This is a genomic window from Hyalangium sp. (genome assembly GCF_035629615.1).
In the GTDB taxonomy this organism is placed as follows: Bacteria; Myxococcota; Myxococcia; order Myxococcales; family Myxococcaceae; genus Hyalangium.
The window spans coordinates 1-24,311 of sequence record NZ_DASPHO010000392.1; the positions used below are offsets into that span (position 1 = coordinate 1).

Here is a 24,311-nt window from a genome sequence, read left to right on the forward strand (position 1 = left end):
GAAGGGCTCGTGAACATCCGCGCCGTGAGCGTGGGCATGATGGGCACCTATGCCCTCGGTGCGGACGGAACCCTCTGGCAGTGGTTCGGACACGGGACCGGCACGGCCCCCCCCACGCAGGTGGAGGGCATCACGGGCGTAGTGGCGGTGGCGCAGGGCAATGGGGCCGCACTCCACGTGGTGCGCGCGGATGGCACCGTCTGGGGCAGGGGCCTCAACATCAAGGGGGTGCTCGGGGTGCCGGGCGTGATCCGGGCCGAGGACTGGGTGCAAGTGCCGGGGCTGACGGACGCCGTGTCCCTCTCGATGGACTCCACGGAGTCACGCGTGCTGGCCGTACGCGCGAACGGCACCGCGGTGAGCTGGGGCAGCAACACCGGCGGGTCGATCGGTGATGGCATCTCCCCAATACACCTCACGCCCGCGCGCGTGCTGCTGCCCTGCCGGCTGGTGGCTGTGCCCTCGTGGGAGGAGGGGCAGGGTGAGGCTCAGAGGTGCCACGCGGAATGAGGCAGCGCGGAGGCCTTCCCCTTCACCGCGCTAGAGGCCACGCTACCACTCGACCCTGGTGACGGGGCTCGTGGCCACTGGCCCGGGTGAACCTGGCATGCGGTCCCTGCTCGACGCGACGAGGTATCCCCACTAACCTGCCAGGACCGGGCTCCCCCGGGCCAGCGGCCCGAGCGAGCTGTCGGATGAGGCTCAGAGCCTCGTAGAGACAGGAAGACCATCGTGGCCGGCAGCAACCTCCTGACACTGTTTGATGACATCGCCAGCCTCTTGGACGACGTCGCGGCCATGACCAAGGTCGCGACCAAGAAGACCGCTGGTGTCCTCGGTGACGATCTCGCGCTGAACGCCCAGCAGGTGGCAGGCGTCGCTGTCGATCGTGAGCTGCCCGTCGTCTGGGCGGTCGCGAAAGGCTCGATGGTGAACAAGGCGATCCTGGTGCCTGCCGCCCTGGCCATCAGCGCACTGGTGCCCTGGGCGATCACCCCGCTGTTGATGCTGGGGGGGGCCTTCCTCTGCTTCGAGGGCTTCGAGAAGCTGGCCCACAAGTTCCTGCACAGCAAGGCTGAGGAGGAACTCCATCACGGAGAGCTCGTCCAAGCCGTCATAGACCCCGCGGTCGATCTCGTCGCCTTCGAGAGGGACAAGATCAAGGGCGCGGTTCGTACCGACTTCATCCTCTCGGCCGAGATCGTCGTCATCTCGCTCGGCACAATCGCCTCCGCGACCTTTGGCCAGCGAGTCGCCGTGCTGGTCGGCATCGCCCTCATCATGACTGTTGGCGTCTATGGCCTGGTCGCCGGCATCGTGAAGCTCGACGATGCGGGGCTCTACCTCAGCAAGAAGTCGGGCACCGGCTCCTTCAGTCAGCTCCAGCGAGCGCTCGGCCGGGGGCTGCTGCTGACCGCCCCCTACCTGATGAAGGGGCTCTCCATCGCAGGGACAGCCGCCATGTTCATGGTCGGCGGCGGCATCCTCACGCACGGCATCCCCGCGCTGCATCACCTCAGCGAGAATCTCGCGCACGGTGTAGGGACCGTGCCAGTCATCGGAGGGGCCCTGCAGGCGTTGGCACCGACGCTGGTGGATGCGCTGGCCGGGGTCGTTGCCGGGGCGCTTGTCCTGCTGGGCGTAACAGCGGCGAAGCGCGCCTTCCAAGCGGTGCGCCCGAAGCCTGGCTAGGTCCTCGCCGCCCACGCCCAGACGTCATCCATGCCTCTGCGCCCCTTGGCTCGTGCAGGCCGGTAATAGCCGCCAAGCAAGGAAAGCTTGTAATCGCTAAAATTCCGGTCATACTTGCATATTGCAGTATGCGCTTGGCGCTTTAACGCCCACATGTCATCCCAGCAGTCAAGGAACGACAGATGATTACATTCTCACTGAAAAATTGGGGAACCGCCCTTCCACTCGCTGCCCTGATCTCACTCATGGGCTGTGGAGGCTCGGAGGAGGTCCAACCTCAAGAGGTTGAGCTCGGCTCGGTTCATCAGGAGTCGCTCGTCAGCGACGGCGCATTCCTATTCAGGTATGGGACCTTCGGCGGCAACGGGCGCACGTGCCAGTCCTGCCACCTCGCTACCACCGGAACGGTCAACCCCGCACAGCTTCAGGCGCGCTATGCCGCCAATCCCAACGATCCCATCTTCCGGCCGCTGGACTCGGACAATGGGTTGGGCAGCAGTTACAGCCGGCTGCTGAACAACGCCACCATCCTCGTCACCCTGCCGCTGCCTCCCAACGTGAGCCTGGCGAGCAACCCGACGGCCAGGACGATCACGTTGCAGCGCGGCATCCCCTCCACCCTGGACACGCCGGCGCTGGATCCCGTGCTGATGGCCGATGGCCGCGCGCCCACCCTCCAGGCTCAGGCCCTGGACGCCATCCACGGCCACGCGCAGAACACCCTTGCGCCCACCCTGTACCAGTTGAACGCCATCGCCGCGTACGAGAAGACGCTGTTCTCCTCTTCGGCGCTGCGCAACTATGCCAAGGGGACGGGGCCTCAGCCGGGGCTGCCGCCGGGCAACACCCTCTCGGAGAAGCGTGGGCGCGTGTTCTTCAACCCGGAAGGGTTGTGCGGCTCGTGCCACTCCGGCGCGTTGCTCAACGAGATCCCGGTGAACAATGGCCTCGGGCTGCCCCCCGGCCTCGACTTCATCTCGCACCTGGTCTCCGAGCTGAACCCGGGCAATCTCCCCGTCCAGACGCTTGTCATCACGAACCCCGACGGCACCACCACCACCGTTTCCACGCCTGACCCCGGCCGCTTCCTGATCACCGGCAACAATGCCGACCTCAACGCGTTCAAGATCACCGGCGTGCGCAACATCAAGAACACCGCGCCCTACTTCCATGACAACTCGGCGAAGACGCTCGAGGAGTTGATGGAGCACTACGCCAACGTGTTCATGGTGTTGGACGGCATCGTCATCACCCCGCAGGAGCAGGCGGACATTGTCGCTTACATGAAATTGCTCTAGCCAACCGGTGCAAGGTCACCGGGAGCCGGAGGCGGCGGGAATCGAGGCCGTGCAACCTTTCCAGGCGGCGCGGCCCCTTTTAGCCTAGTGCCATGCGCTCGCCTGAGATTCCGCATCGCCTGGGGTGGCTGAACTATGGGTCTGCCCCTGCCGCACGAGCCATCGGGTTCCCGGATGCTGCTCGCGACGCCGAGCTGCTCACGCGGGCGCGGCGCACGGCGTCGGGCGGGTGGGTTGTGCAGCTCACGCATGCGCCGCTCTATCTCGACAACCCCACTCACCTGGGCGCGCTCCTGCGGACCTATGAGCGCTTCCCGGAGATCGGCGGGCGCTCTGCCCCCTGAGCGAGGTTGGAGCGCTCACAGCCAGGCCTGATTCATTGTCTGTGAAGGAGAAGTCGGTGAACAGGAGCGGGTCGCTTGCTGCACAGCGAACGGCCACCTCATGGCCGTCTTTGGACATCAGCCGCTCCACTTCGTCGGTATGAATGAAGCCACCAACTTCCAGGTGGAATGCACCATGCCCAGACTCACGACCCTCGCGCTCACGATCGCTCTGTTCTCGTTGCCCGCCCAGGCAAAGGACCCGTCCCTCGGCGCGACGACCTTCACCGTCTACGAGGCCTTCCTGAGCCCCGCCCAGGAGCCAGGTGAGGAGTCAGAGACGCCGAAGGCGCTCCAGAAGAGCCTCGGGGCCACAGCCCCCTCGGTGCCGCGAGAGAGCCGAAAGTCCCGGGGCTATGGGCAGATCCGGTTCGCTCGGGATCTGAGCAAGGCCTATGTCGAGGTCGAGTTTCAAGGGGTGAACCCCGCCGACATCCTCATGTTCCACATTCACTGCGGCCCTCCAGGCGTCCTCGGCCCCATCATCGTGGACTTTGGAGAGTCCGAGAGCCCGGCAAAGCAGCTCTCCGAAGGCAAGTTGTCGGTGGAGCTCACCAACAAGAATGTGAGGTTCATCAAGGACATGCCGGGGCTGAAGCCCTCGTTGCCCGAGAGCTGCCCCGCCGAGCTGGGGTTCCTGGCCCAGGCCAAGACCCTTGCCAGCCTGGAGTACCTGGCGAAGAAGGGTGTGCTCTATTTCAATCTCCACACCAAGGCGCATACCTATTACGGAGAGATGCGCGGTCAGATCTACGCGGTCCAGCAGTAGTCGTGTGCGATTCGGCGTGCTGGCTGCGCTCGTTCAGCGGGCAGCGAGCACCGCGAGGGCCTGGATGACGAGGTCGTCGTGGTCGAAGGCCAGGCGAGGCCGCCGCTCGACAGACACGAAGAGTGCCGCCGCGGCGTCCGAGCCACCGAGCACAAGGCTTCCAGCGGTGTCGTGAGAAGCGGCGCCGTCGATGCGGATGGCGAAGACATGGCTGCGCACCCACCGCTCGTCGGTGTCTCGAGGGTCGCGCCCGCCGCCAGCCACGACGCAGACGGGCACCAGCGCGCTCGCCGGCACCCGCATGCCGGTCTCTTCGAAGAGCTCTCGGACGGCGGCGTCGCGCGGCGACTCACCCGGTTGAACGAACCCTCCAGGCAAGGACATCCGCCCCGCGGCGGCGTCACTGTCGTCGTGGCGCCGAATCAGGAGCAGCTCTTCATCGCCCAGGGCGCCGCGCCGGACGAGGATGACGTCGGCGGCGTCGTTGGGCCCCGGATAGTGGAGCCGGCCCCAAGGACGCGTGTCATCGAGCACTGCTAGCACACCCGCCGCGTCGTCGACGAAGCGGGCGTGCTGGCTGGCACGCGCGGCGTCCACGGCGGCACCCCGCAGCCCCGACAGCAGCACGTGCCGGGCCCGGACGTTGTGCGCCGCCTGCTGCTCGTCCGCGACGATGAGGCCGCCTCCGAGGAAGAGCCCGAGCCCATGGGTGTCTCGCACCAGGCGCACCACCGGCGCAGCCTTCTCGTACAAAGAACGCGCGCAGCGCCAGAACTTCTGAACGCGCCCATCGAGGTCATCCGCCAGTGTCTCACCCACGATGGCGCCGAGGACCTCGACGCCCGCCAGCGCGGCGAGGCCGTGGCTCAGCCCTTCCACTCCGTGGAGCGTTCCTCCTGTCAGGAGCACGCCCCCGCGCGCCGCGAGGCCGCGAAGGACTTCCTCGAGGACTGTGGTGGCATGTCGGACCGCGTCCGGTGACCAGGCGGCAAATGCGTGACGCCACGCCCCCGCGAGCCACAACACCGGGCGATCGGCCAGGGTGGGAACCTCGTCAACGACGGTGGCCCCCAGCTCGCGCAGCCGCTGGTCCTGAGCCGCGCGCAGTGCACCGCGGAGGGCTGCAAGCTCGGCGGCGCGAGCGGGGGTGAAGTGTCGCCGCGGCGCGAGCGGAGGAGGGAGCCAGTCTCGCAGCGGTGGCGCTGCGTGTTCCCGCTCCTGGCGCCGCGCCAGCAGCGTGTCTTCCGTGAGGCGCAGCCGGGCGAGCCGTGCCTCGTCAAGGCCGCATGCGAGTGCGGCGCGCGCTTCCTCGAGGGCGGAGGTGCCATAGAGGCCCGCACCGTCGCTGCCGAGGACGACCGCCACGCCAGCGTCCACGTACCGGCGCAAGGGCACCTGCAGCGTGGTCTGGATGTTGTTGAGCGCCAGGTTGGAGGTGAGGTTGAACTCCACCACCACCCGGTCCGCGTTGCGGGCCATGGACGCGAGGGTGTCGTCGTCGACGCCGTAGAGGCCGTGGCCGATGCGGATCTCGACGCCCGGGAAGGGCAGCAGCGTGCGCACCGCCACGCGGACGTTCTCGGGGAACGCGGGGTTCTCGCCCGCATGGACACGGACCACGAAGCCGGGCCGCGCTCCCCCGAGCGCCGCGGCACGCTCGAGCACCGGGACAAAGGCCCGCGTGGAGCAGGTCTCATGGCCCATGATGTCCACGCCCACGACAGCCCGGCTGGTCAGGCACTGCTCGAGGCGATCGAGCACATCGAGGTCCCACTCGAGATCGTCGTGACGCGACAACGCCACAAGGAAGCGGAGACGCACGCCGCTGGTCGCTTCAATGTCCTCAAGCGAAGCATGGAGCGCGGCCAGCACCTCCGGCTCCACCGCCGTGGACAGCGAGAGCTCGGCATAGGACACCCCGGATGCGGCGAGCTCCTGGGAGATGGCGCGCAGCTGCGGGACGAAGAGCCTGGGGTGCTTGGTGAACGGACTGCGCCGCGCGTAGAGGCGCTCCATGTCATGGAACGTGATCTGCCGATCGAGGGGAACGTCGAGGCTGCGCGCGAGCCGCTCGCGCGCCAGCACCTCGAGCACAGTGGCAGGGACATCCTGGCGGGCATCGATGCCTGCCTCCGCGAGCAGCCCGCGGGGCACGGTGACTCCTTCCTCAGCGGCCAGCTCGAGCAGGGTTCGTCCGGGGAGGGCGGCGGCGAAGTGCGTGTGGAGGTCCGTGCGTGGCGAGAACGATGGCGGACCGGCGGGGAGCGTCATCGGCACATCGCTGTCGGCCAGGAAGCGCGCCTCGAAGGCCGTGAGCGCCTCCACGGGCAGGATGTCGCCCAGGCGAGCGCGGACTTGTCCGCCGAGCACGAGCGTCTGTCCCCCGTCGCCCACCCTGAGGTGGCGCTCCAGCGCGGCGCGGAGACGGCTGCGGTCGTCGTCGGACTCGACGAGGACGCGATCCTCCATCCACCTCACGCGGTGGCCGGGAGCGAGCGTCAGGCCGGGAGCCATCGTCATGCCCGCAGAGCGTACCTCCACCCCCGTGGCAACGGGAGCGAGCTTGGGAGGCCACCCACGAACCCAGGAGGAACTTCGCCATCTTCACTGGCCGTCCTAGACTTGTCTTCAAGCCCGCACAGGGGGAGTCATGGCCATCCGAGTCTCGAACGAATCACCGTCTGCTGCCCAGGCCGCAGCTGAAGCCGCTCGCCGCGCCGCGGAGGAGGCCGCTCGCCGCGCTGCGGAGGAGGCTGCTCGCCGCGCCGCGGAGGAAGCCGCTCGCCTCGCCGCGGAGGCTGCAAGCTCCGCTCAAGGGAGTGACGCCTTTACCTCCACCTCCACGCCCCAGGGGCCAAGCCTCTCGGGAGAGACAGTCCCCGCCGAGGGCAGCTCGCTGCTGATAGAGAACACGGGCGACGGCAGTGTCAACTGCCTGGACGGGGTGGGAGACGTCCTGGCACAGGCCGCTCCCGACGAGCTTGCCCGCTCCGAGGTCCTCTTCCTGACCGATACGCGCCCCGGCGCCGAGGGCGAGACCGGTCACGTGGTCATCCACCAGGGCGACCACATCTACGATCCAGCCACCCAGCAGTGGTCGGAGTCCGCGGACTATCTCCGCGACCACCCCGAGTACCAGGTGGCGGGCACGGTGCCGGGAGAGGTGGTGCACTCCATCCTCTCGGCAGAGCCGGGGCTCGCGCGTCAGGCCGCCCTCGAGCAGGCGAACCTCCCGCCCCACCTCGCCCAGATGGTGGTGGCGGACGTCGGTGGCGGGCTCCCCGAGCCCCGCTGGCTCGAGCAGGGGAGCAGGCCTCCCTGGTTCAACGCCGCGGAGTGGAACCACCTCGTCCCGGAGGACAAGGCCGCCATCCTCGACGAGATCCGCGCGGACTGGGCCAGCCATGTCGAGGCCATGGAGCCGCCGTGGATGCGTGAGGGCACGGCACCGCCGCCCCTGAGCGAGGACTGGGACCAGCTCTCGCCCGAGCAGCAGCAGGAGCGGGCCCTGTCGCAGTGGGAGGCCACCGTCCAGGAGGAGCTGGCCTTCTACTTCGGCGAGATCCCCGAGGGGGGCCTCCCGGCCGAGGAGCCGCTCCTGCTCTCCACGAACGGCGCGCCCTGGGGACAGGGGATGAGTGGCGAGTGGGCCACGTATCATCAAGAGGGCCAGGACCCCATCGCGCAGTACCTGAACACGGGCCTCATCCTGGGGGGCGAGGGCGATGACTACACCCACGGCAACCTCTGTGGCGAGCTGTCGGTCATGTCCGTCGTCGGTCTCGGCATCGCCGAGGGCCTGCAGAACTTCAACGCGCTCGGCCTCACGACCCAGGATGGGACGGCCATCCTCAGCGATGGGGAGGCGCTGACGAACTCCACCCATCTCGAGGAGTTCTTCCGCCAGAACGGGTGGCAGGTGGTCGGGGAGGATGGAGATGGCAACGCCCCGGCCATGAAGGATCTGAATGGCGGGCACAGCGCCGCCAACACCTACAACAACAACCACGCCCGGGAGCCCACCTCCGAGGAGGTGCAGCGCCTCCTGGCGGATGGAGGCGCCTTGACCGTCCTGGTCAACATCGACGGGGCCCAGGATGGAATGCTGGCCTCGGCGGGGGACTCGGCCGACGACATCACCCACTGGGTGAGCGTGCTCGCCGTCAGCGAGAATGCCCAGGGAGAGACCTACGTGCGGGTCTACAACCCGTACCAGAACCGCGAGGAAGTGTACTCATGGGAGGAGTTCCAGAATGCCTGGAACACCCCCAGCCCCAGCGAGCAGGGGTACACCTACGTCGCGGCGAGGCCGCCCGAGACGAGCACGGACGCGCCTTGAGTGCCGCCGCATGGGCCGTGGGTCACCTTCCAATCAGAGGCTGGCCCGCGCAAGGCCCAGGCTCCGCCTCGCGAGCTCGCCCGGTGACGCCGAGAGCTGCTCGATGCGCCGCTGCGGCAACGCCCGGAACAGGAGCCAGTCCTCGCTCTCGAGCGGTCCCTTCACCAGCTGCCCGGTGTCGAGCAGCTGCCGTCCGATGAAGGAGGAGTCGTCTCCCAGCGAGAGCCGGAAGCGGACCTGCTCCAGCCGCCCGTCGTCCAGTCTTGCCCGGCCCTCCACGTAGACGCTGTCCGCGCGGAGGAAGAGCTGAGAGGCCCCCTCGACCCGGCCGTAGGAGTTGTCCGCGAGAATGAGCTCGAACTCCTCGCCCCGCAGCACCGAAGGGCTGTCCCCGCTCGGGGTGTGGCCCACCACCAGGCGGTGGATTCCCGCATGGGCCAGCGTCGCCACCAGGGACTGGGAGGGCAGGGTGGGGTGGTTGTTCTCGTCAGCCATGCGCCCGTACACCACGCTGGCGGTGTTGATGCGCTGGCCAGGAGTCGGTGCCTGGTAGGCGATGAGCGGCTCCCAGGCCGGGGTGCCCCCCCGCTCGAAGCGCCGCTCGGTGAAGGCCTCGAGCTGCTTGCTGTACCAGCGGTTGAGGACCTCCTCCCACGCGTCCACCCCCTCCACCGGGCTTTGTGAGGGCACTCGGCCGATGCTGTGCTCGTGCACCCCTCCGTGGACGAAGAGGGTGTTGCCGATGCGGTGGACCAGCCGGCAAGCGGCGAGGTAGTCGCTCAGCATTCCCTTGGGGCCCAGGTCCTCGAGGAAGCTGTCCACCACGTCTTCCTCGCTCACGGGCGTGCCGGTGCTGGCCAGCTCCGTCTGGCGGTACTCGAAGGCCCCGCGCGCGCCCATGGTGTTCTCGAAGATCCACCGCAGCAGCACTGGCCGGGGGGCTTCCCGCAGCTCCGCAGGAGTCCTCGCTGGGGGATGTCCGTTCAGCTCCCGCACCAGGCGCAGCTTGTTGATGTCGCGGTTGCCCGCCAGCAGCACCACCTGCGAGGGCTGCTGACGCCAGGCCTCCAGCAGCGCCCGCACCACCCGACGCCCCGCAGCGCCTCGATCGATGGCATCTCCCCCGTACACGAACGTCGCGCCCGGCCGCACCACGAGCCGATCTCCGGCCTCGAGGGAGACATGCGGATTGTCCTGGCAGAAGCTGGCCAGCTTCTCCCAGACGCCCTCCACGTCCGTGAGGTAGGCCACGGGGTGGCCGGCCTTGCTCGTTCCCGAAGGGACGTTCTCCATGGTGAAGATCCTAGAACACCCCCGCGCTCCGGAGGGATTGGGCAGCATGGAAGGTGTTCACTTCCTGGGTGCCACGAACCACTCCCAGTCTTGAGCGTCCGCTGGGAAGGCGCTCGAGCGGCGCCAGGCGAGCACCTCAGCCCTCCAGGCCGGGAGCCCCCCCTTCAGTGGCCAGGCACGCGTCACGGTGCTGCGCCGGCTCCCCTGGAAGTTGAGCAGCAGCATGCGGTTGACCCTGTCGACGACGCTCGGCCTGGCCCCATCGCGCAGATGGAACTCCGCCGCCTGGAGGACGCCCCGCTGCCCCTCTGGGCTCGAAGGCTGGACCTCCTCGAGGACGGGCCAGAGTCCCAGCAGGGGAGGGGGGATGCCCTCGAGCAGGGCCGCGTGAATCCGGTCGTGTCCGTCGAGCACCAGCCACTTCCCGAGCAGGTCCACGTAGAGCAGCACCGCGGGCGGCAACGTCCCGTCACGCGAGCGCTTGCGCCAGCTCTTCACCCGGCCATCCTCCCTGGGCGAAGGAGTCCGCAGCGGCACCACGGCCCCCTGGAACATCCCCTCCTCGGAGGGAGGTCCGTACGCCGTCCAGTCCTCCACCCAGAACCGCTCGAAGCGCGTGACGGCTTCCAGGGAGTGAGGCAGGCAGGGGGGCTGGCCGAACCGCCACTCCATCGTGCTGATGGGGTAGCGGTACCCCTCGGGGGGGCGGAGGGTCCGCACGGGACGCAGACACCAGCGCCCCGCGTAGAGCACCGGATGCTCCGACTGCGCGAGCGCGCGGCCCAGCCGCCACATCCAGGCCTCCCACCAGAGGGGCGAGCCTGGTGCATGCTTTACCTCGCGCACCTCCGCCGCTGACAACGAGGGGAGACCCCAGGGAGCGCCGGGCGGCCCTCGGAGGAAGCCGCACCGGTCCCAATAGCCGTCAATGCGCACCCAGAGCAGTGCCTGGTCCCCGCTGGCCACTCGCAGCCGGTAGCCCGGCGCGGCATCGAAGTGCAGGGCAGGTCGCTGGGCCCAGAGGCCCTCGTGAGGCACGTCCAGCAGCAGCCCCGGGCCCGCAAGGGGCAATCCCCAGTCGCGAGTGTCATCAGCGGTGAGGGCCACGCTCGGGCGCATTCCCTCGGGAGTGTGCCTCCTGCCAGGGGCTCTGGGGAAGGGTTGCCGTCAGGCCGGCGGGACGGGCGGAGCCGGGCGGTCCGATCCGTCCTCCTCGCGCTCGAAGGCGGCAATGCTCGCCAGCTGGTCCAGGGCCGCGGTGAGGTTCCTCCCTGCGACGTCCCGAGCAAGGCGCTGCACCCACGGAGCGCGGTCGAGGCGATCCGCAAACCGTCGGCAGGCCCACCACATGACGGGCACGAACGCGAGGCCGAACAGCAGGTTGGCGATCAGGTATCTGACGCCCAGCAGTGCGTACGCATCCACGCCGAGCCCCGCGCGCAGGGCGACGATCAAGAGCGGCGTCCAGAGGAGCGGCGCGAGTAGCAGCAGCCACTGCGTGCTCCGGATCCTGGACACCCGTACTGCCTCCAGGCGGTGCTGGATCGTGGCCACCGGGGCGTCGTAGTCGAGCGCACTCGCTCTCACCCACTGCTGGAGGGTCGCCACCAGTGTACCCAGCACCACCAGGTTCAGGACGATGGCCGGGATCAGGAAGCGGGGCTCGGAGAGGTGAGCGGCCATGAACGCGCCCAGCGCCACGACGAGGATCAAGTCGAGCACGAGCTCGAAGCCGAGCACTGCACGCAGGCGCTGCATCGCAGACCGAATCCTGCCCAGGTTGGTGGAACGCAAGAGCTGCCGGTTGAGGCGGAGCACCTCATCCAGTCGCCGATCGTACGCCGCCCAATGCTGTCGAAGCTCGTCGAGTTCCATCGTCATGCCTCCAGGGTTTGACGTGAAGGGGTGGGGTGAAGCTCGCTCCGGAGCCGTTCCTTCAAGCGGCCGATCCGGGTGGCCACGTTGGTGGTGCTGATGCCGAGCACCTCGGCGATCTCCGCGTGGCTGTGCCCGTCCAGGTAGAGCATTGCCAGGGCCTTGTTCAGGTCATCGAGCCGCCCGATGGACTGATAGAGGAGCGCGACCTCTTCGGTTGGCTCCACGTCCCCTTTGCCGACGACCTGCAGGAACTCTTCGCCTGCGGCCGCGAGGTGCTGGGTCCGCGTGCTCTCGCGGCGCTGGAAGGAGATCGCCACGTTGAGGGCGATGCGGTACATCCAGGTGGAGAACCGGAAGCGCGGGTCGTACCGCGGGAAGGACCGCCAGAGCTGAGCGATCGTCTCCTGCACCAGATCATCCCGATCCGCGTCCGTGCGGCCGTACGCACGCGCCACCTTGTAGAGGATCCGCCGGTGGTCCTCGAGCAGGGCGAGAAAGCGTTCTTGTCGGTCCTGCTCAGGCATCGCGATTCCAAGGGTTGCGTCCGGCGCGCGTGGCGCCGCTGACATGCTCACCCCGTTATTCGCGGCAGGCCGGCGGATATCACACTCCCTTCCAAGCAAGGGGGCAGCGCCCGGAGTGCTTGGTTGTGACGCAGTGCGGCGTCCGTCCCACGCGATGACAGTCTTGTCTCCAGGCCTTCACGTCTGATCGCAATGAGGTGAATGGCGTATATGGGGCACACTTTACGGAGGGGTCGAACCATGTCTCACCGCCTGCTGCTGATGTGCCTGTCCCTGCTGTCGCTTGGGGGACTCGTTCATTGCAAGAAGAGCCCGCAGGAAGGCGCCCAGCCTGCTCCCCCGGCGGCCTCCACGGCCGCAGCCACCGTGAAGGCCACGGCGCTCACGCTCGCTCAGGAGCAGCAGGCCTCCTGGATCCGGAACTTCAATCCTTTGATCGCGCCGGGCACCGCGCGCTTTCCCACCCGCGCCGGCGTCTACGAGCCGCTGATGATCTTCAATACGCTCAAGGGCGAGTTCGTGCCCTGGCTGGCTGTGAAGCACGAGTGGAGTGAGGACAGCAAGAAGCTTACCCTGTCCCTGCGCCCCGGCGTGAAGTGGTCGGATGGCCAGCCATTCACGGCCAAGGACGTGGCATTCACCTTCGAGCTCCTCAAGCAGCACAAGGCCCTGGACTTCCCCTCGGTGTGGGCGTTCCTGGAAGGGGTCCAGGCCAAGGATGAGACGACGGTCGAGTTCACCCTGGCGCGCCCCTACGTGCCCGGCCTCGTCTACATCGTTCATCAGCCGATCGTGCCGGAGCACAAGTGGAAGGACGTCAAGGACCCGGTCACCTTCACGAACGAGACGCCTGTGGCGACGGGCCCGTTTACCGAGGTGAAGGTCTTCCAGAATCAGATCTTCGAGCTCGGGCGCAACCCGCACTACTGGCAGCCGGGCAAGCCCGCCGTCCAGAGCCTCCGCTTCCCGGCGTACCCGGGCAACGATCAGGCGAACCTCGCGCTGCTCACAGGTGAGCTGGACTGGGCAGGCAGCTTCGTGCCCGACATCGAGCGGGTCTTCGTCTCCAAGGACAAGGAGAACAACCACTACTGGTTCCCGCTCGTGGGCAATACGACGACCCTCTACGTGAACACCACCAAGAAGCCTTTCAATGACGTCCGAGTGCGCAAGGCGATCAGCATGGCGATCGACCGCGATCAGATCGTCAAGGTGGCGATGTATGGCTACACGCGGCCCTCAGACTCAACGGCGCTCAGTGACGCGCACAATGCCTGGCGCAATCCCCAGGCTGTGGAGGCGGGCGACTGGACCCGGCTCGATCTGGCCAAGGCCAACGCGCTGCTCGACGAGGCCGGCTACAAGCGCGGTGAAGGTGGCATTCGCGCAGCGCCGGACAAGACGCCCCTGCGCTTCGAGATCAACGTCGTCACGGGCTGGTCGGACTGGGTGCGCGCCGTGCAGATCATCGCGCAGAACCTCAAGCAGATCGGCGTTGAGGCCTCCTTGAAGACCTACGACTTCAGTCCTTGGTTCGAGAGGCTCCAGAAGGGCGAGTTCGACCTGAGCATGGGGTGGACGTCGGATGAGCCGACGCCGTATCACTTCTACCGCGACCTCATGGGGACCGAGACGCTCAGGCCCGTTGGAGAGGTGTCGGCCCGCAACTGGGGCCGATTCGCGAGCGAGGACGCGGACGCGCTCCTGCGGGCGTTCGAGAGCACGAATGACCCCGCGGAGCAGAAGAAGCTCGCCGGGCAGATGCAGCTGCTCTTCGTGCAGAACGCGCCGGTCATCCCACTGTTTCCGGGCCCGTCCTGGGGGGAGTACAGCACGCGCCGCTTCACGAACTTCCCGAACAAGGACAACCCCTACGCGAAGCTCACGCCCAACAGCTCCCCCGAGAACCTGTTCGTCCTGGTCGAGGTAAAGCCCAAGTGACGTCCGCGCGTTAAGAAAGGCGCACCCGACACCGTGCGACATCTCCTGCGAAACCTGGCGGTGTACGCGGTCGCCGCGTGGGCCTCTCTCACGCTGAACTTCCTGATCCCGCGCCTCATGCCGGGAGATCCTGCCTCGATCATGTTCGCCCGCTTCGCGGGTCAGCTCCAGCCCGAGGCCATCGACGCCCTGCGGGTGGCATTCGGCTTCACGAACGAGCCGCTCCACCAGCAGTACTTCACCTACGTCCGGCACCTGCTCCAGGGCGATCTGGGCATCTCCATCGCGTACTTCCCCGCGAAGGTGACGGACGTGATCGGCACAGGACTGGGCTGGACCCTCCTACTCTCGGGGGCCGCGGTCATCATCAGCTTCGTGCTCGGGACGACCCTCGGCGTGGTCGCCGCGTGGAGGCGTGGCGGCTGGCTGGACTCGGTGATGCCGCCCGTGCTCGTCTTCCTGGGCGCGTTTCCCTACTTCTGGCTCGCGATGGTGCTCCTCTACACGCTCGGGTTCGTGCTCGGCGCCTTCCCCCTGCGGCATGCCTACAGCGACTCGCTCGCGCCCGCGCTGAGCGGCGAGTTCATCCTCAGCGTGATCCAGCACCTGGTGCTCCCAGCGTCGGCAATCGTGATCGCGACGCTCGGAGGCTGGATGCTCAGCATGCGGAGCGCGATGGTGGGTGTGCTCGCCGAGGACTACATCACCCTGGCCAACGCCAAGGGCTTGTCCCAGAAACGGATCATGTTCCACTACGCTGCTCGCAATGCGCTCCTGCCAAACGTCACGGGCTTCGGGATGGCGCTGGGGTTCGTCCTCTCGGGCTCGCTGCTGACCGAGATTGTGTTCTCGTACCCGGGGCAGGGCTACCTGCTCATCCAGGCGGTGCGCAACCAGGACTACCCGCTCATGCAGGGCATCTTCCTGACCATCACGCTGGCCGTGCTGGGCGCGAACCTGCTCGTGGATATCCTCTACGTGTGGCTCGACCCCCGGACGCGGACCCGCTGACGGCAGGAAGGAGGGACCCTGGCATGTCATTCATCTGGCAGCTCCTCGAGAATCGCAAGGCATCGGTCGGGGCGGCGCTCATTCTCTTCTTCGTGCTGCTCGGCCTCTTCGGACCGGCGCTCGTGCCGGGCGACCCGTCCGACTTTGTGGGGGCGCCGCACCAGCCTCCCTCGTCCGAGCATCTCCTCGGAACCACCGGGCAGGGGCAGGACGTGCTCGCGCAGACGGTTGCGGGGGCTCGCACCTCGCTCGCGGTGGGGTTCCTCACAGGCTTCGCTGTCATGGCGATTGGCGCGCTCGTGGGGATGGTCGCCGGGTTCTTCGGCGGGTGGCTCGACAGTGTCCTGTCCTTCATGACGAACGTGTTCTTGATCATCCCCGGGCTGCCCATGGCCGTCGTGATCGCGTCGTACCTGCACCCTGGGCCCGTCACCATCGGGCTCGTGCTGGTCATCACGGGGTGGGCGTGGAATGCACGGATGCTGCGCGCGCAGATCCTCTCGCTGCGAGAGAAGGACTTCGTCCTGGCCGCGATCGTGAGCGGCGAGGGGCGCCTTCGGATCATCTTCCGGGAGATCCTCCCCAACATGACGTCGCTCCTGATGAGTGGCTTCATCTCGGCGACGGTGTACGCGATTGGCGCGCAGGTGGGGCTCGAGTTCCTGGGGATCGGGGATGTCAGCGTGGTCACCTGGGGCACGAACCTGTACTGGGCGGCGAACGACGCGGCCTTGCTGACGGGGGCGTGGTGGACCGTCGTCCCCACGGGCGTGTGCGTCGCGCTCATCGGGTTCGCGCTCGTGCTCGTCAACTTCGCGATCGACGAGCTCAGCAACCCGCGGCTGAGGGCTGAGCGGACGTGGACGCGGCTCCTCAAGCACCCTGATCTGGAAGGGGGGCTCTCGACCCCTGTGGTGAGGACCAGTGGAAGCTGAGCCCTCGACGTTGCTCTCGGTGCGTGATCTCCGGGTCGAGTACCTGACGCCCGCGGGTCCCGTGTGCGCTGTCGACGGCGTCTCCTTCGACATCGGGCGAGGCGAGGTGCTCGGGCTCGCCGGGGAGTCGGGCAGTGGCAAGTCGACGGTGGCGCAGGCCCTCCTGCGGATCCTCCGCCCACCCGCGGTCATCACGGGCGGGCAGGTGCTCTTCGAGGGCGAGGACGTGTTGGGGATGAGCGAGGCGCGGTTGCGGGAGCTGCGCTGGCGCAAGGTGTCGCTCGTCTTCCAGAGCGCGATGAACTCGCTCAACCCCATCCTCACGATCGGTGAGCAGATCGTGGACACGATCCTGGCGCACGAGCGGGTGAAGCGTTCCGAGGCCGTCGACAGGGCCGTCTCGCTGCTGAAGCTCGTGGGGATCGACAGCGCGAGGCTCACGAGCTATCCGCACCAGCTCTCGGGCGGGATGCGGCAGCGCGTGGTGATCGCGATCGCGCTTGCGCTCGAACCGCCGCTGATGCTCATGGACGAGCCGACGACAGCGCTCGACGTGGTGGTACAGAAGGAGATCCTGCACCAGGTCGCGGAGCTCAAGGACAGGCTCGGGTTCTCGATCCTGTTCATCACGCATGATCTCTCGCTGATCCTCGAGTTCTCCACGCGCATCGCGGTCCTCTATGCGGGTAAGCTCGTGGAGCTGGCACCCTCTCAGGAGCTCTTCCACGCGCCCAGGCACCCCTACACGAAGGGGCTGCTGAGCTCGGTCCCCTCGGTTCGAGGGCCGCGCAGGAAGCTCGTGGGCATCCCTGGCTCGCCCCCGGACATGAGAAAGCTCCCCGCGGGGTGCCGCTTCCACCCGCGTTGCCCATCGGCGATGGAGCGCTGCCAGGCCGACTCGCCCGAGCTGCGCGAGCAGGGGCCCGGCCACATCAAGGCCTGCCACCTGGATTCACCATGACGACCATCGGCCAGGAGAGCCAGGCGATTCTCGAGGCGAGAGGCGTCGGTAAATACTTCCAGGTGGGAGGGGGCTTCAGGCCGAAGCAGCTGCGCGCCCTCCATGAGGTCTCCTTCGCCCTGAGGCCACGGCAGGTCGTCGCGCTCGTTGGCGAGTCAGGCAGCGGCAAGAGCACGATCGCGCGGTTGCTCGTGCGGCTGATGGAGCCGTCGGCCGGGACGATCCTCTTCCGTGGCAAGGACATCCTCCAGGAGGAGCCGCGCCGGGCCTCGCTCGGCTACCGGGCGCAGGTGCAGATGATCTTCCAGGATCCGTTCGCGTCGCTGAACCCCGTCCATACGATTGCGAATCACCTCGAGCGGCCGCTCCTGCTCCACGGAAAGGCGAGAGGCGCCGCTGAGCTCAGGGACCGCGTGCATGAGCTGCTCGAGACCGTTGAGCTGAAGCCAGCGGTCGAGCTCGAGGCCCGGTACCCGCATCAGCTCTCGGGCGGGCAGCGGCAGCGCGTGGCCATTGCTCGAGCGCTGGCACCAGGGCCCTCTGTGATCCTCGCTGACGAGCCAATCTCCATGCTCGACGTGTCGATCCGTGTCGGCATCTTGAACCTGATGGAGCGCCTCAAGGAGGAGCGGGGAATCTCGTATCTGTACATCACGCATGACATCGCGAGTGCACGCTACTTCGCAGACCGGACGATGGTGATGTACGCGGGGCACCTCGTGGAGGGCGCGCCGAGCGAGGAGCTGATGCAGAGGCCCGCGCACCCCTACACGCAGCTCCTGCTCTCCGCGGTGCCGGACCCTAACGGCTCGATGAAGAGCGCGCTGCAGGAGAAGTCGGGTGCGCCTCAGCTGATTGATCCGCCGCCCGGGTGCCCATTCGCCGCCCGGTGCCCGAGTGTGATGAAGGTGTGCCGCCAGGAGATGCCCGGCACGACGCAGCTTGATCAAGAACGCTGGGTTCGGTGCCACCTGTTCGGACACGGCGCTGAGTCCGGTCCTGAGGAGCTTCTGAAATGCTCGAACGATCCAAAGACACCCAGGCAAGAGCACAGGAACTGGTAGTCCAGATGACGCTGGAGGAGAAGGCCCTGCTCTTGTCCGGCGATGGCCCGTGGAGGACCCACAAGATCGAGCGGCTGGGCATCCCTTCCATCTTCATGACGGATGGTCCACATGGGCTCAGGAAGGCGCAGGGGCTGAACCTCGCGGAGAGCGTTCCCGCGACCTGTTTCCCCACCGCTTCCGCCCTGGCCTCTTCCTGGGACACAGAGCTCATCCACCAAGTGGGCGCCGCCCTGGCCCGGGAGAGCCAGGCCAACGACGTGCAGTTGTTATTGGGGCCGGGCATCAACATGAAGCGCTCTCCCCTGGGGGGACGCAACTTCGAATACTTCTCCGAGGACCCTGTCCTGGCCGGTCATATGGCGGCGTCCTACATCCAAGGTGTCCAGAGCGAGGGGGTGGGGACAGCCCTGAAACACTTCGCGGCGAACAACCAGGAGTTCGAGCGGATGGTGAGCAGCTCGAACCTGGATGAGAGGACCCTGCGCGAGATCTACCTGCCAGCGTTCGAGATCGCGATCACCCAGGCCCAGCCGTGGTCGGTCATGTGCGCCTACAACAAGGTGAATGGTGTCTATGCCTCTGAGAATCCCCTCTTGCTCCAGGAGATTCTCCGGGAGGAGTGGGGATTCGAGGGGTTCGTCGTGTCGGACTGGGGCGCCGTCCATGATCGCGTGAAGGGCGTCATGGCTGGGCTGAACCTGGAGATGCCCAGCAGCGGCGACGTGAACCGCAAGAGGATCATCGAGGCCGTCCAGGCTGGACAGCTGCCGGTGTCCCGCCTGGACGAGGTGGTGGCCTCGCTGCTCGCCGTGATCCTCAAGGCCGCGGAGAGCCGCCGGACGGGTGCTCGCTTCGACGTCGATCAGCACCATGCCCTGGCGAGGCGGGTGGCGGTTGAGAGCATCATCCTGCTGAAGAATGAGGACCACCTCCTGCCGCTGGATGCCGGGGGGAGGAAGAAGATCGCCTTGATTGGCGCGTTCGCCAAGGAGCCCCGCTACCAGGGCGCTGGAAGCTCGCAGGTGAATCCGACCCGCGTCTCCCATGCGTATGACGAGCTGCTGGCGATTGTGGGCAAGAGCGAGCGCATCGGCTACGCGAGCGGCTACGACACGGAGGGGGGCACCACCGCCCAGCTGCTCGAGGAAGCACGGCAGCAGGCGAGGAATGCGGACGTGGCCGTCGTCTTCGCCGGACTGCCGGACAGCTACGAGTCCGAAGGATTCGACCGCTCCTCCCTGGACATCCCCGAAGGGCATCACCGGTTGATTGAGGTGGTCAGTCAGGTCCAGCCCAACACGGTGGTGGTGCTGATGAACGGCTCTGCCATCACCATGCCCTGGGTGGGCCGGGTGAAGGCCATCCTGGAGGGATGGCTGACGGGACAAGCGGGCGGAGGTGCCATCGCCGATATCCTGACTGGCAGGGTCAACCCCTCAGCGAAGCTGTCCGAGACCTTCCCGCTGAGGCTGGAAGACACGCCGACCTCCATCGAGTTCCCCGGACTGAATCAGCGGGCCCACTACGGCGAAGGGGTCTTCATCGGCTACCGGTACTACGACAAGAAGAAGATCACGCCGCTGTTCCCCTTTGGTTTTGGGCTGAGCTACACCTCCTTCGCCTATTCAGAGCTGACCCTCAGCGCGCCGTCCATCCAGGACACCGAGAAGCTGACCGTCCAGCTGAAGGTCCGGAACGAGGGGCGGTTGGCAGGAAAGGAAGTCATCCAGCTCTACATCCATGAAGACAGGCCCGTGGTGAGCCGTCCGGAGAAGGAGCTCAAGGCCTTCACCAAGGTGGCGCTCGAGCCTGGCGAGGAGAAGACGGTGCGCTTCACGTTGAAGCCACGTGATTTCGCCTACTACAACACCGCCCTCCACCGATGGTCCGTCAATCCTGGCCGGTTCGATATCCTCGTCGGTGGTTCGTCCAGGGACCTGCCCCTGAGAGAGCACGTCCTGGTCGAGCCGGCTCAGGTGGTTGTCCCCGCGCTGACGCGCAGCTCTCTGCTGAAGGAGTTCAAGAACCATCCCAAGGGGCAGGCTTTCTACTCGCGGCTGGCGAAGGTCATCACGGGAGAGACGCTCGAGGAGCCAGGCCGCGTGAAGCGCACGCTGCAGGAGGAGCGCGCGAGGAAGAAGGCAGAGATGTCGACGATGGCGTTCGTCAACGAGCTGCCCGTTTACAAGCTGATTGCCTTCTCGGAAGGCAAGTTCACCGAGCAGATGCTGAACGATATCCTGGCCCAGGTGCAGCGGTGATACGATGGGAGGAAATCCAATGTTCAGCAAAGCGGCAATGAGCCCGCTACGAGACCGGTTGCTCGCCCCGGTCGACATCGCGCCCCTGGCCTACTTCCGGATCGTCTTCGGCATCACGATGATGGTCGAGGTCTTCCGCTTCTTCTCCAAGGGGTGGATCAAGAGCTACTACATCAAGCCGGACTTCTTCTTCAGCTACTACGGCTTCGACTGGGTCAAGCCCTGGCCCGGCGACTGGATGTACCTGCACTTCGCGCTGCTCGGAGTGCTGGGCGCGCTCATCGCCGCGGGCCTGCTCTACCGGATCGCAGCGCCGCTGTTCTGGCTCGGCATCACCTACGTCTTCCTGCTGGACCAGACGAACTACCTCAACCACATGTACATGGTGTGCCTCCTGGCCTTCCTGCTGATCTGGATGCCTGGGAGCGCGGCGTTCTCGGTGGACACGCGGCTGGGGCTCGTGCGCCCGCGGGAGACGGCGCCCGCCTGGATGCTGTGGCTCGTCCGCGCGCAGGTGGGGCTGGTCTACTTCTTCGGAGGGATCGCCAAGCTCGACGCGGACTGGCTCAGCGGCAAGCCGGGCGCCATGTTCCTGAGCAGCTGGGAGCTCACCGCGCCCCTCGCCGAGACGGAGTGGACGGCCCGGCTGTTCGCGCTCGGCGGCACCTCCTTCGATCTGCTTGTGTTCCCCGCGCTGCTCTGGCGGCGCTCACGCCCCTGGGCCGTCGCCGCGGCGGTGGCGTTCCACCTCACCAACTCACAGCTCTTCAGGATCGGCATCTTCCCGTGGCTGATGATGGCCGCGCTGCCCCTGTTCTTCGAGCCCCAGACCGTGCGCCAGTGGCTCGAGCGGTTGCTGCCTGGGCGCACTCCCCAGGGAGGGGCGGAGGTGGCCGAGAGCCAACGGTGGCAGCGGGCCGGGCTGGCTTTCTTCGGGATCTGGCTGACGATCCAGTGCCTGGTGCCCTTGCGCCACTGGCTCTATCCGGGCGAGGTCAACTGGACCGAGCAGGGCCACAACTTCTCCTGGCACATGAAGCTGCGCAACAAGAGCGGGGAGGCCCGGCTCGAGGCGTACGATCCAGGAAGCGGCAAGCGCTGGAAGGTCGATCTCGATCGCATCCTCAGCAGGCGGCAGTACACGAAGATGACGACGCGGCCCGACATGATCCTGCAGCTGGCACACCTGATCGCACGCCGGAACGAGCGCCACGGGAGACCGGGCGTCCAGATCTACGCGGACGTCAAGGTGTCGCTGAATGGCCGCCCGCCCCAGCCGATGGTGGATCCGAAGGTCAACCTCGCCGCTCAGGAGCGCAGCGTGGGCAACGCGGAGTGGATCCTCCCGCTGAGCGGTGAGGCTGTGGTCTTCGAGCCTTCGCCCGAGGTCGCCGACACGCAGGATCCCTGAGGCTCAGGTGGCGGTAGCGGAGCACGAAGTGCTGATCACGGGAGTGCTCTAGGAGCCGCCGCGGGCCGTCCAGCCTCAGGGAGGGCCGTAGCCCTGGCGGCGCGAGTTCAGCTCCACCGCAGTGGCGTAGATCTGCGCCCAGGCCTTGAACTTCCAGCGAGAGCCAAAGCTCTTCTGATCGTTGGCGTAGTTGAAGAGGTCATCACGGAACTGCGCATCCGCGGCCTTGCGCGCGTCGCCGCTGAGCGGCGTGCCCTTGCGCTCGTAGTACCGGAGCAGATCGTAGCCGTAGTCGTGCGTCTTGGCCGCCGGGTCGAACTCCTTGTCCGGGCCGATCTTGCCAGGGGCCGACGCATCGCCGTGCGGGTCCTGCATCCGCGGCCCGTGCTTCGTGTCGATCTTGTAGGGCTTGTAGCCCATCACCTGCTCGAAGTCGGCCGGCGGGGGACGCGCACCGGTGAGGTACTCCCGCATCAGCTTGCCGTGGTCTCCCGCGGGCGCCGCAGCCACCTGGGCCGTGCGCTGCGTCGCGGCGGGGCCCTCGAACGTGTCGCGCGCGAAGGGGCGGGGCGTCTCGGCCACCGCGGGCTTGTTCGTCACGGCGACTTCAGGGCTGGAGACCGACGGGAGGCGGGGGGCGACTCGATCATTTCGGACGATCATGGAGTCCTCTGGGGGAAGGCTTTCTTGAATTGTCGTAAAGTGTAGGGGCAGAGTTGCCTACAAATGCGCATGATGTGGAAAAGAGGAGGGGAGTTCTTGTGAAAACGGACCTTTACCATGAGGGAGTGGCACGGCTGAAGCGGGGGGAAGTGGAGGAGGGACGCAGGCTCCTGGAGGCGGCGTGGGCGGAGGCGCCGGACTCGGTGGAGATCATGCGGAGCCTGGCCCTGGCGCTGGAGATGGCGGGAGAGCGCACCCGGGCCGTGGAGCTGCTGGAGCGTGCTCACACACAGCTCCCCGTGGATCCAGAGTCGGCCAGCTTTCTGGCGATGCTGTACCTGGAGAACGAGCAGGACGCACAGGCCGAGCGGGTCCTCACGCCCGTGCTGGCCGCCCATCCGGATCACCCACGCGCCAACCTCCACATGGCCATGGCGCTGGCGAAGACAGATCCCCTGAGCGCGCGCGAGCACGCGGAGAAGGCGCTGCGCGAGACGGATCCCGAGCAGCGACAGCAGGCCGAGACGCTCCTTCAAGTGCTCCAAGGGAGTGGGCCAGGCTGAGATTTTTGAGCAATCCCAGACGAAACATCCGCCATTGTGGACAGGAGGTGGGTGCCTCATAACCCTGTCGACACATGGCTCGACGCGGAGGTGCTCCCCGCCTTGCCAGGGAGCGTGTAGAGGGGACACAATCCGCGCGCTTCGATTTTCTTAGGGAGGACTCATGTCGAACCGTGTAGTGAAGTCCATCCGCACCGCTGTCTTTGTAGCAGCTGCCTTTGCTGCGTCGACCGCGTTTGCCGGTGCTTCGGATACCTCGGATGTGGCGTGTGGGAGCACCGCCGCTGGCTGGAACGTGCCCAACGGCGGCCTTGTGCTGAGCCGGGGCGGTGGCGGCGGCCCGATCGCCGCGGTGCTCGACGCTGTTGGCGAGTACCGGACGCACTCGATGTTCTCTCACGGGCCCGGCGGCATGGTGTCTCACGAGACGATGTACACCCCCGGCACGAACGGCTGGCCCACCTACTGCAGCACGCCCGTCAAGGCGGGTGAGCTGACCACGGGCTTCCCCGGCGCGGGACGCATCAACCAGGGCGCCATCTATCAGTACCTCTACGGCGGCGGCGGCAACCTTCAGTACCTGGGCTACCAGCGCAGCCGGAACACCGCGGGCCTCAACGCCAACGGGGAGGCCGTCTCCAACTGGCTCCTCAACTCCATGCCCACGGTGGCCGTCACCTCGAAGCAGAACAGCGGCCAGACGTTCCTCCGCTACAAGGGGCCGAACGGCAGCCCGCTCAACTACGTGCTCTACCAGTACCGGGATCTGGAGCAGGTGAACTACGGCGGCGCCGGCTGGAACAACGGCATGGTGTGCTCCACGATGATCGCTCACGCCCAGTACAAGGCGGGGCTCGGCGCGGTCGATGCGTACACGTACGATCACGCCAAGCTGACGACGGCGGGCAACTCGCTCTACAACTCGGTGCAGAACGAGTGCAGCTCGGGCCTGGGCTTCTGGGGCGGTGTCGGCTCCTCGATCACCTGCTTCGAGAACATCTGTGACGATGCGGGCCGCCAGGTGCGCAACTGCATGGCGGCGGGCCGCTGCGACACCGACGACGGGAACGTCTGGAACAACATCCAGAACAACGGTGGCACGGTGGCGCGGTCCATCAGCCCGGATCGGCTCGGCGGCTGGAGCGGCCACCCGTACACGGGCGCTGGCGTGAGCGTGTGGGCCTACGACACCTCCAACACAATCCAGTGGAACTCTGGCGGCAACGTCTACGGGTGCTGGTTCTAAGGACTGAGCAGTGAGCGAGAGCAGGAGACGGAAGGCGGGAACCGCCGCGCTCGGCGCGTGCGTGTTGGCGGCGTTG

At 67.0% G+C, this 24,311-nt stretch carries 19 protein-coding genes and 2 pseudogenes; 15 read left to right on the plus strand and 6 right to left on the minus strand.

The features are described from left to right. From VD972_RS20035 to VD972_RS20055, 5 genes and pseudogenes are all read left to right on the plus strand, one after another. Positions 1-510, plus strand: a pseudogene (locus VD972_RS20035) (RCC1 repeat-containing protein); the annotation flags it as partial. Positions 511-732: 222 nt separating this feature from the next. After that, positions 733-1,692: a DUF808 domain-containing protein gene (locus VD972_RS20040; protein WP_324989352.1), complete on the plus strand. Its 960-nt coding sequence runs from the start codon at positions 733-735 to the stop codon at positions 1,690-1,692. 245 nt (positions 1,693-1,937) lie between these two features. Beyond that, positions 1,938-2,990: a hypothetical protein gene (locus VD972_RS20045; protein ID WP_324989354.1), complete on the plus strand. Its 1,053-nt coding sequence runs from the start codon at positions 1,938-1,940 to the stop codon at positions 2,988-2,990. Positions 2,991-3,073: 83 nt separating this feature from the next. Further along, a pseudogene (locus VD972_RS20050) lies at positions 3,074-3,334 on the plus strand (DUF5953 family protein); the annotation flags it as partial. Positions 3,335-3,509: 175 nt separating this feature from the next. After that, a complete protein-coding gene (locus tag VD972_RS20055; protein WP_324989356.1) occupies positions 3,510-4,142 on the plus strand; it encodes a CHRD domain-containing protein in 633 nt (210 codons plus the stop codon). 33 nt (positions 4,143-4,175) lie between these two features. Here VD972_RS20055 and VD972_RS20060 read toward each other — a convergent pair whose 3' ends face one another. Beyond that, positions 4,176-6,662: an NUDIX domain-containing protein gene (locus VD972_RS20060; protein WP_324989358.1), complete on the minus strand. Its 2,487-nt coding sequence runs from the start codon at positions 6,660-6,662 to the stop codon at positions 4,176-4,178. A 130-nt stretch (positions 6,663-6,792) separates the two neighbouring features. Here VD972_RS20060 and VD972_RS20065 point away from each other — a divergent pair, with 130 nt between their 5' ends. Then, positions 6,793-8,481 carry a hypothetical protein gene (locus VD972_RS20065; RefSeq protein WP_324989360.1) on the plus strand — a complete coding sequence of 563 codons (1,689 nt, stop codon included), beginning with the start codon at positions 6,793-6,795 and terminating at the stop codon, positions 8,479-8,481. Between the two features lie 33 nt (positions 8,482-8,514). Here VD972_RS20065 and VD972_RS20070 read toward each other — a convergent pair whose 3' ends face one another. Genes VD972_RS20070 through VD972_RS20085 form a run of 4 tightly spaced genes read right to left on the minus strand, consistent with a single transcriptional unit; the run spans position 8,515 to position 12,176 of the window. After that, positions 8,515-9,774, minus strand: a complete 1,260-nt coding sequence (locus VD972_RS20070) for a hypothetical protein (RefSeq protein ID WP_324989362.1) — start codon at positions 9,772-9,774, stop codon at positions 8,515-8,517. A gap of 57 nt (positions 9,775-9,831) precedes the next feature. Continuing rightward, positions 9,832-10,881 (minus strand): hypothetical protein, encoded by a 1,050-nt coding sequence (locus VD972_RS20075; RefSeq protein WP_324989364.1) that lies wholly within the window; start codon positions 10,879-10,881, stop codon positions 9,832-9,834. 60 nt (positions 10,882-10,941) lie between these two features. Then, positions 10,942-11,655, minus strand: coding sequence for a hypothetical protein (locus tag VD972_RS20080; protein ID WP_324989366.1), 714 nt, complete (start codon positions 11,653-11,655; stop codon positions 10,942-10,944). Continuing rightward, positions 11,652-12,176, minus strand: a complete 525-nt coding sequence (locus VD972_RS20085; protein WP_324989368.1) for an RNA polymerase sigma factor — start codon at positions 12,174-12,176, stop codon at positions 11,652-11,654. Before VD972_RS20085 ends, VD972_RS20080 begins: the two co-directional genes overlap by 4 nt. A gap of 240 nt (positions 12,177-12,416) precedes the next feature. Between VD972_RS20085 and VD972_RS20090 the strand changes: the two genes are divergently transcribed. From VD972_RS20090 to VD972_RS20120, 7 genes are read left to right on the plus strand one after another with little or no spacing between them, the layout of a single operon-like run. Then, positions 12,417-14,117: an ABC transporter substrate-binding protein gene (locus VD972_RS20090; RefSeq protein WP_324989370.1), complete on the plus strand. Its 1,701-nt coding sequence runs from the start codon at positions 12,417-12,419 to the stop codon at positions 14,115-14,117. A gap of 33 nt (positions 14,118-14,150) precedes the next feature. After that, the gene (locus VD972_RS20095; RefSeq protein ID WP_324989371.1) at positions 14,151-15,128 is read left to right on the plus strand and encodes an ABC transporter permease; all 978 of its coding nucleotides are present in this window, start codon (positions 14,151-14,153) and stop codon (positions 15,126-15,128) included. 23 nt (positions 15,129-15,151) lie between these two features. After that, complete coding sequence (locus tag VD972_RS20100) at positions 15,152-16,063, plus strand: ABC transporter permease (protein ID WP_324989373.1); 912 nt, start codon at positions 15,152-15,154, stop codon at positions 16,061-16,063. Further along, positions 16,053-17,024, plus strand: coding sequence for an ABC transporter ATP-binding protein (locus tag VD972_RS20105; protein ID WP_324989374.1), 972 nt, complete (start codon positions 16,053-16,055; stop codon positions 17,022-17,024). Before VD972_RS20100 ends, VD972_RS20105 begins: the two co-directional genes overlap by 11 nt. After that, positions 17,021-18,088 (plus strand): ABC transporter ATP-binding protein, encoded by a 1,068-nt coding sequence (locus VD972_RS20110; protein ID WP_324989375.1) that lies wholly within the window; start codon positions 17,021-17,023, stop codon positions 18,086-18,088. Before VD972_RS20105 ends, VD972_RS20110 begins: the two co-directional genes overlap by 4 nt. Next, positions 18,040-20,352 carry a glycoside hydrolase family 3 C-terminal domain-containing protein gene (locus tag VD972_RS20115; protein ID WP_324989377.1) on the plus strand — a complete coding sequence of 771 codons (2,313 nt, stop codon included), beginning with the start codon at positions 18,040-18,042 and terminating at the stop codon, positions 20,350-20,352. Before VD972_RS20110 ends, VD972_RS20115 begins: the two co-directional genes overlap by 49 nt. A gap of 37 nt (positions 20,353-20,389) precedes the next feature. Then, positions 20,390-21,763: an HTTM domain-containing protein gene (locus VD972_RS20120; RefSeq protein ID WP_324989378.1), complete on the plus strand. Its 1,374-nt coding sequence runs from the start codon at positions 20,390-20,392 to the stop codon at positions 21,761-21,763. A 75-nt stretch (positions 21,764-21,838) separates the two neighbouring features. Here VD972_RS20120 and VD972_RS20125 read toward each other — a convergent pair whose 3' ends face one another. Further along, complete coding sequence (locus tag VD972_RS20125; protein WP_324989380.1) at positions 21,839-22,426, minus strand: hypothetical protein; 588 nt, start codon at positions 22,424-22,426, stop codon at positions 21,839-21,841. 98 nt (positions 22,427-22,524) lie between these two features. Here VD972_RS20125 and VD972_RS20130 point away from each other — a divergent pair, with 98 nt between their 5' ends. Together VD972_RS20130 and VD972_RS20135 are read left to right on the plus strand one after the other, a co-directional pair. Next, positions 22,525-22,989 (plus strand): tetratricopeptide repeat protein, encoded by a 465-nt coding sequence (locus VD972_RS20130; RefSeq protein ID WP_324989382.1) that lies wholly within the window; start codon positions 22,525-22,527, stop codon positions 22,987-22,989. 163 nt (positions 22,990-23,152) lie between these two features. After that, the gene (locus tag VD972_RS20135) at positions 23,153-24,235 is read left to right on the plus strand and encodes a hypothetical protein (RefSeq protein WP_324989384.1); all 1,083 of its coding nucleotides are present in this window, start codon (positions 23,153-23,155) and stop codon (positions 24,233-24,235) included. Positions 24,236-24,311 lie beyond the last annotated feature (76 nt).

Excerpts from the sequence above, each read along its gene's own strand:
- VD972_RS20045 (WP_324989354.1), top strand. The coding sequence starts at position 1,938 with ATGGGCTGTGGAGGCTCGGAGGAGGTCCAACCTCAAGAGGTTGAGCTC.
- VD972_RS20055 (WP_324989356.1), top strand. The coding sequence starts at position 3,510 with ATGCCCAGACTCACGACCCTCGCGCTCACGATCGCTCTGTTCTCGTTG.
- VD972_RS20060 (WP_324989358.1), bottom strand. The coding sequence starts at position 6,662 with ATGACGATGGCTCCCGGCCTGACGCTCGCTCCCGGCCACCGCGTGAGG.
- VD972_RS20065 (WP_324989360.1), top strand. The coding sequence starts at position 6,793 with ATGGCCATCCGAGTCTCGAACGAATCACCGTCTGCTGCCCAGGCCGCA.
- VD972_RS20070 (WP_324989362.1), bottom strand. The coding sequence starts at position 9,774 with ATGGAGAACGTCCCTTCGGGAACGAGCAAGGCCGGCCACCCCGTGGCC.
- VD972_RS20080 (WP_324989366.1), bottom strand. The coding sequence starts at position 11,655 with ATGACGATGGAACTCGACGAGCTTCGACAGCATTGGGCGGCGTACGAT.
- VD972_RS20085 (WP_324989368.1), bottom strand. The coding sequence starts at position 12,176 with ATGCCTGAGCAGGACCGACAAGAACGCTTTCTCGCCCTGCTCGAGGAC.
- VD972_RS20090 (WP_324989370.1), top strand. The coding sequence starts at position 12,417 with ATGTCTCACCGCCTGCTGCTGATGTGCCTGTCCCTGCTGTCGCTTGGG.
- VD972_RS20100 (WP_324989373.1), top strand. The coding sequence starts at position 15,152 with ATGTCATTCATCTGGCAGCTCCTCGAGAATCGCAAGGCATCGGTCGGG.
- VD972_RS20110 (WP_324989375.1), top strand. The coding sequence starts at position 17,021 with ATGACGACCATCGGCCAGGAGAGCCAGGCGATTCTCGAGGCGAGAGGC.
- VD972_RS20115 (WP_324989377.1), top strand. The coding sequence starts at position 18,040 with ATGCTCGAACGATCCAAAGACACCCAGGCAAGAGCACAGGAACTGGTA.
- VD972_RS20120 (WP_324989378.1), top strand. The coding sequence starts at position 20,390 with ATGAGCCCGCTACGAGACCGGTTGCTCGCCCCGGTCGACATCGCGCCC.
- VD972_RS20125 (WP_324989380.1), bottom strand. The coding sequence starts at position 22,426 with ATGATCGTCCGAAATGATCGAGTCGCCCCCCGCCTCCCGTCGGTCTCC.
- VD972_RS20135 (WP_324989384.1), top strand. The coding sequence starts at position 23,153 with ATGTCGAACCGTGTAGTGAAGTCCATCCGCACCGCTGTCTTTGTAGCA.